The organism is Rhodococcus mengyinensis (genome assembly GCF_048381435.1).
Classification (GTDB): Bacteria; Actinomycetota; Actinomycetes; order Mycobacteriales; family Mycobacteriaceae; genus Rhodococcus_F; species Rhodococcus_F opacus_D.
The window spans coordinates 1-6537 of sequence record NZ_JBLWIT010000012.1; the positions used below are offsets into that span (position 1 = coordinate 1).

3 protein-coding genes are annotated in these 6537 nt (G+C 70.3%); all 3 read right to left on the reverse strand.

From position 1 onward, the window contains the following. Window positions 1-1254 (reverse strand): condensation domain-containing protein (locus ACNJ7E_RS00785; RefSeq protein WP_418338774.1); only part of this gene is annotated, 1254 nt, incomplete at its 3' end. Further along, the gene (locus ACNJ7E_RS00790; protein ID WP_418338775.1) at window positions 1241-2101 is read right to left on the reverse strand and encodes a 3-hydroxyacyl-CoA dehydrogenase family protein; all 861 of its coding nucleotides are present in this window, start codon (window positions 2099-2101) and stop codon (window positions 1241-1243) included. The genes ACNJ7E_RS00785 and ACNJ7E_RS00790, both read right to left, overlap by 14 nt. After that, on the reverse strand, window positions 2098-6528 hold the full coding sequence (locus ACNJ7E_RS00795; RefSeq protein WP_418338776.1) for a condensation domain-containing protein: 4431 nt from the start codon (window positions 6526-6528) through the stop codon (window positions 2098-2100). Before ACNJ7E_RS00795 ends, ACNJ7E_RS00790 begins: the two co-directional genes overlap by 4 nt. Window positions 6529-6537: the final 9 nt, after the last annotated feature.

Genomic DNA, 6537 nt, shown 5'->3' on the forward strand with positions numbered 1-6537 from the left:
CCCCGCCAAAATCTCCGGCAACAACCGCACCAACACACCCACCCCACCCCGCACCGGCACCAACACACCCCGCTCACCCGAACCCAACACATCCAGCCCGGCGAGCGGCGCATCCGGTGCCCCGATCGCGGCGGCGAGAATGTGGGCGACACGCTGCGCGTCGCCGGGACCGTGCACGTCGACGGTCCAGGACCCGTCGCGGTCGTCGACCTCCACGACCATCCCGTCGCCGCGGGAGTCCCATCGCTTCACGACGGCGACGGCACCCTCACCGATGCGCTCGACGCCGAGCGGTTCCCGCATGCCGCCCGCCACCGGCCAGGAGTCCGCCGCGCCATCTTCGGAAACGAGGTACCGGTGCCGTCGGGATCTTCGCAGTTGCAGACCCACGTGCCGTGTCAGCGCGTCGAACGTGAGTTGCGGTGCGAGGGAAAGCCTCACGGGTGTGGTGGACCCGTGCGACCGATGCCCGACCAGCATATCTTCGACGGCGGTGCGGCTGTGCCAGTACACCGCCAGCGCGGCGAGCAGAACGGCGTCGGGACCACCACCGCTGCGGCGTGCGAGCCGCACGAGCGCGCCGTCGGCGGGAATGGTGAACGAGCCGAGTTTCTCCCCTTCGGCGATCGGTCCGGGCGGGGTCTCGTGTCGCGGCGCTCCGGCGAGCAGGTGCTCCCAGTAGCGGCGGTCGTCCGCCCACGCGGCGCTCTCGCGGTATCGCGCATCCGCGGTCAGCGGGACGGAGGGCGACACGAACGGCCGGGACTCGGGCGGCGAGGTGGGAGCGGCGTCCCCCGTCTCGTAGGCCTCGGCGGCGCGGCGGACGATCGCCGTCATGCCCGGTTCGTCGTTCACCAGCCGGTGGTAACGCTGGAACCATCCGTATCCGCCGTGCGGCAGCCGGAACAGGACGTGCACGTACAGCGGTCCGGTGCCGGGGTCCATGGGCCGGTTCAGCTCGTGATCGATCCACGTCGTCACGAGTCGGCCGGGATCGTCGGACCCGGCGGCGTCGAGGACGTCCGGGCCGGTCACCGCGGCGCCGGTGACCTGGCCGGGTTCCGGGCCGTCGAGCACGAAAGTACTGTGCAGGCCGGTGCATTCGGCCAACGTCTTCTGCAGTGCCCGGCAGAGTCGGTCTTCGTCGAGCGGCCCGTCGAGTTCGAGATACTGACCGAAGGAGGCGTCGTGTGCCCCGGCACGGAGCACCGCGAGTTGGTCGTAGGTGAGGGGCAGCACCTCACCGGTACTCATGGAATCCTCGCCCGGTCTTACGCCCGAGATAACCGGCCTCGACCAGGGCGACGAGCGACTCGGGCGGGCGGTAGTGGTCGTCACCGGTCAATTCGCGCAGCGCGGTCATCGTGTCGTGGACGTTGTCCAGGCCGATCAGATCCGCGGTCCGCAGTGGTCCCATCGGATGGCCGAGGCAGCCTTCGAACAACGCATCGGTGGTCTCCGCGTCGGCGATACCGTCGCCGAGCGCGGCTGCCGCCTCGGCGATACACAGCATGAGGACACGGTTGAGCAGGAATCCGGGTCCGTCGCCGACAACGATGCCGGTCTTGTTCAGGGAGGCGAGAAGCGCCAGCGCACGGTCCAGCGACTGCGGCGACGTCCGCGGCCCCCGCACCACCTCGACGGTGTCCTTGAGCGGAGCGGGATTCATGAAGTGCAATCCGACAACCTGTTCCGGTCTCGTCGTACTGTCCGCGAGACGGTCGACGGGGATGCCGGAGGTGCACGACGCGAGTAGTGCGTCGGGTGCACACACACGGTCCAGTTCGGCGAAGACCTTCTCCTTGAGGTCGATACGCTCGGGAACGCATTCGATGACGACGGCAGCGTCCCGCAGATCGGTCATCTCCCCGGTCCAGTGCACCCGCGCGGTGACCTCGGCGGGTTTCGGACCACCGGCCCGGCCGAGGAGTATCGCCAGCCGCAGCGAGTCGCGCATCCGCGACCGGGCCTGGTCGACAGCCTGCGGGTCGGGGTCGACGACGATCACGTCGTGGCCGGCCTGCGCGAGACATTCGGCGACCCCTGCGCCCATGGTTCCCGCCCCCACCACACCGACGCTCATCGCGCTGCCAGCGGTCATCGCACTGCCTCCGTGGTGAAGCCGGTGTCGTCCTGGTGCACGTACTCCATCGCCACCTCCTGGGTGGGCAGGTCGGGATGAGCCACGAGTCCGGTCAGCAGCCGCCGGAGGTCGGTGAGCATCGCGGTGGCCGTGGTCCGGTCGAAGAGGTCGGTGGCGTAGTCGAGTTCGAGGGTCAGTGCTGTGGGGCCGCGGGTCCACGACAGCCCGAGTTCGACGGGTGACAGGTCTGCCCGCTCGGGATTGTCGTCGCGCTCCCCGTCGTAGCGCACCGGGAAGTGCTGCGCCGCCGTGTCGGCCGCGCGACTGTCCGAAGACAGCTCCCGGCGTACGGTCTCCACCAGTTCCGGGTAGGTGGGGTCGCCGGACAGGTCCACGGCCACGATCCGCGGGGATGCCTCCGGCCCTGCGGCCGTGCCCACCGCCACCTCGTCCTGCGCCGTGTACCAGGCGAGGAGCGTGAGCCAGGCGGCGAGCAGTTCCGGGCGGCCCGGCTGTCCGTCGAGCGTCGCCGTGACCCGTGCGGTCGAATAGCGCAGCGGTTCCGCACCGTTCGAGGGCTGCCGCGGCCGATCCGCCGGGACCAGGGGCGGTGCCACCAATCGCGGCGCCGGCGCCGGCGCCGCGTCGGCCAGGAACACGGAAATGGGTTGTGTACGCGGAGAATCCGCGACACCGTCGAGGATGCGAACGTACTCGGCGCACAACGCGGCGGCAGTCTGCTCGGTGAACAATTCCGTGCTGAACTCGAGCCCGGCCGCCATGCCGTCCTCGCCGCCCCGCTCCGTGGTGACGAGGGTGAGATCGAACTTGGCCGTGCCGGACGGCACCCCGCCGAACGCGATGGCCGCGGGATCCTCCTGGTCGAACAGCGTCTCGGTGAGTCCTTGCTGCGACTGCAGCGCCGGCAGTTCCTGGTGGACGTGGCAGACGTCGAACAGGGGTGTCCGGCTCAGGTCCCGGTCGCCGGTGAGTGCGGTGACGACGCGGTCGAACGGGATCTCCTGGTGTTCGAGGGCACCGAGCACCACATCACGCACGCGTGCGCACAACTCCGCGACTGTCGGGTCCCCGGACAGGTCGGCGCGCAGCGCCACCGTGCTGTTGAAGTACCCGATCATGCCGGACAGTTCCGGCCGGTTGCGTCCGGTCGTGGGTGTCCCGACCACGAGGTCGCGCTGGCGGCTGCGGCTCGCCATGACGAGGTAGAACGTGGAGAGCAGTACCACGAACAGCGACACGGACTCCCTCCGCGCCACGGCCCGCAGCCTCCGTGTCAGGTCCTCGGAGACGGTGAACGTGTGGAACGCGCCGGTGAAGTTCTTCCGCTCCGGGCGCGGGAAGTCGGTGGGCAGCCGGAGCAGCGGAACGTCCTCCAGGACGGTTCTCCAGTATTCGAGTTCGGAGTCGAGCGCGGCGCTCGCGATCAGTTCCCGCTGCCACAGGGCGTAATCCCAGTACTCGATGGGGAGCGGGGCGAGATCGGCGCGGCGACCGGCTCGGCGTGCCGCGTACAGGGCGGGCAGTTCCTGCTCGAAGATCCGCGGCGAACCCCCGTCGTTGACGGAATGGTGGGTGGTGACCTGCAGGACGTGCTCGTCGGGGCCGATCCTGATGAGCAGTGCCCGCACCAGCGGGTCGGCGGCCAGGTCGAACGGCGCCACCGCGACCTCGTGTACGAGTGCCCGGGCCGCGGCCACCGGATCCGGTTCGCCCGACACGTCGGCGGTGCGGAAGAAGTCGCCGAGGGATTCGCGGATCCGCAGTTCCGGCTCCCCGTCCACCTCGACGTAGTTGGACAGCAGCACCCGATGCCGTGCGGCGAGATCGTCCCACATGCCCCGGACGGCGGATTCGTCGATCGGACCGTGCAATTCGCTGACCATCGGCAGGTTGTAGATGGTCGTCGCGGCGTCGAGTTGGTGATGGAACCACATGCGTACCTGACCGAACGACATCACGTGCCGCCCCCGCGGCACGATCGGGGGCAGCCCACCGGACGCGGACGTGCCGGCCGCGAGGAGTGCGGCGAAGTCTGCGACCTTCGGCCTTTCGTAGAGGTCGATGAGTTTGGGCCGGACCCCGTATCGGTCCGACACCCGGTCGACGAGTTGCATGCCGATGAGCGAGTTTCCACCGAGGTCGAAATAGTCGTCGTCGGCGCCGACGTCCCTTTCGCTGTGAAGCAACTCGCGCAGTGTCGTCTGCAACCAGTCGAGGCTGTCTTCCGGCGCGGCCGTCGCCGATTGCGGGCTCGGTTCCGCCGACGGATTGTCCGGGGCGTCGGCCCAGTCGGGTCGACCCGGGAGGTCGAACCAGCACCGCGAACCGCGCAGTGGGTGTCCGGGTAGTCGCACTCGCCAGGCGGAGTCGTCACCGCGGTCGACGGCTGCCCAGTCGAGGTCGATTCCGCGCTCGTACAGCCCGGCGAGGAGGTGTGTGACCGCGTCGGACGTGTCCGGCGCGCGGAGTATGTCGGCGTCCGGGGTGTCGCGGAGGGCATCGGCGAGCAGTGCCCCGAGGCGTCCCTCCGGGCTCGGCTCCACGAAGACGACGGGTCCGTCCGCGAGCATGCCCTTCGCGACGGCGACGAGCCGGTCCGTGTCGATCGAGGGGTCCGCGGCCGCGGCGGCGATGTCGGCGGCCTCCACCGCCGACAGTGTGTCCCGCACATACCGGGCCGCGTACCGGGACACGCCACCGCTGAGGACGGCGTCGACGGTGACCCCGGCGGCGCGGAGGTCCCGGTGGACGGCGATCTGGCCGGCGAGGAGGTCCGCCTCGTCGCCGGTGGCGGGAAGCTCCGACGGCAGGCTGCGGCCGCGCAGTGCGGGTGGCATCCGGTCGGGTGACAGCAGCAACGCCACGGCGGGGCGTTGCCGGGTGGGCGGTGCGGAGTCCTCGCCGCGGGCACCCAGTTCGGCGGCGCGCGCAGCGAGCGACTGCGAGAGTTCGGCAATGCTGCGTGCGTGCACCGCCACCCGGTGGTCGTGGTGCGGGCGACCGCGATTGAGGGTGAACACCACATCGTCGAGGTCGTGCCCGCGCACGGCCGTCGCCAGTTCGGCGCACAGCGTCGCGAGGGCGCCCACGCTCTTCGCCGACACCCCGACCAGCCGAGCCGTCGTGCCCGCGCGGGATCCGGCGGCGCGCTCCGGCGGCTGTTCCACCACGCAGTGTGCGTTGATGCCGCCGAGGCTGAACGAACTCACCCCGGCCCGCCGAGGTCCGGTCTCGTCGCTCCACGTCCGGGCCTCGGTGACCACCTCGATTCCGTTGCCCGCGAGGTCGACTCCGCCGGTGGGTCGGTCGAAGTGCAGCGACGGGTACAACTCGCCGAGCTCGACACTCAGGATCGCCTTCACGAGGCCGGACACCCCGGCGGCGTGGTCGAGGTGACCGATGTTGGTCTTCACCGAACCGATCGGCAGGACGCCGGAACGGTCCCGGAACGCGGTCGTGATCCCTTCGAGTTCGACCGCGTCGCCCAGTGGAGTTCCCGATCCGTGGGCCTCGAGGTACCCGGCATCGTCCGGGGTGAGACCCGCCTTCTGCCAGGCCCGGGAGATGACGGCCACCTGCGCCCGCGCGCTCGGGGAGCTGATGGTTGCGGACGAATGACCGCTGGACACCGTTGCGGTGCCACGGATCACGGCGTGGACCGGGACGCGATCCGCACGGGCGCGGGCCATCGTGGTGAGGAGAAGCGCCGCCCCACCCTCCCCGACCGCGGTGCCGTCCGCGTTCGCGTCGAACGCGCGGCAGCGCCCGCCGGGTGACATCAGTTCCGCGGATCCCTCGGCCATGTCCGCGCGGAGGCCGTTCACGCGCAGACTGACTCCACCCGCGAGGGCGAAATCGGCGTCACCCGACCGCAGCTCCCGGCAGGCGTGGTGCACCGCGATCAGCGACCCGTTGCACCCCGAATCGACGGCGTAGCAGGGTCCGGTGAGGCCGAGCTGGTACGCGATCCGGGCCGGCACGGCGAACGGAACGTTGCCCAGTGTGCTCAGCACGCCCGGTTCCGCCCACATCGCCGGATACGTCGAGGTGGCGGCGCTGAACACCACCGCCGTCGCGCTGTCGCGGAACTCGGCCACCGAATAACCGGCGTCCTCGACCGCCTGATACGCGAGGACCAGTGCGAGACGCTGCTGCGGGTCGATCAGCGACGCTTCCCGTTTCGACAGGGTGAAGAAGGTGTAGTCGAACGTGGAGATGTCCTCGACGAAACCCATCGCGTGGTAGTGGGAGGGAGGTCCCAGCCCGGTCGCCTTTGCCCGTGACCGCGACAGCGGGCGCACCGAGTCCCGGCCCGCCGCGAGATTGGCGCGGAACTCCGCCAGGTTCGCGGCCTCGGGGTAGCGCGCGGCGATGCCGACCACGGCGATGTCGTCGTCACCCGGTGTGGGATGTCGCACGCTCACGGTTGTCTC

Excerpts from the sequence above, each read along its gene's own strand:
- ACNJ7E_RS00790 (WP_418338775.1), bottom strand. The coding sequence starts at position 2,101 with ATGACCGCTGGCAGCGCGATGAGCGTCGGTGTGGTGGGGGCGGGAACC.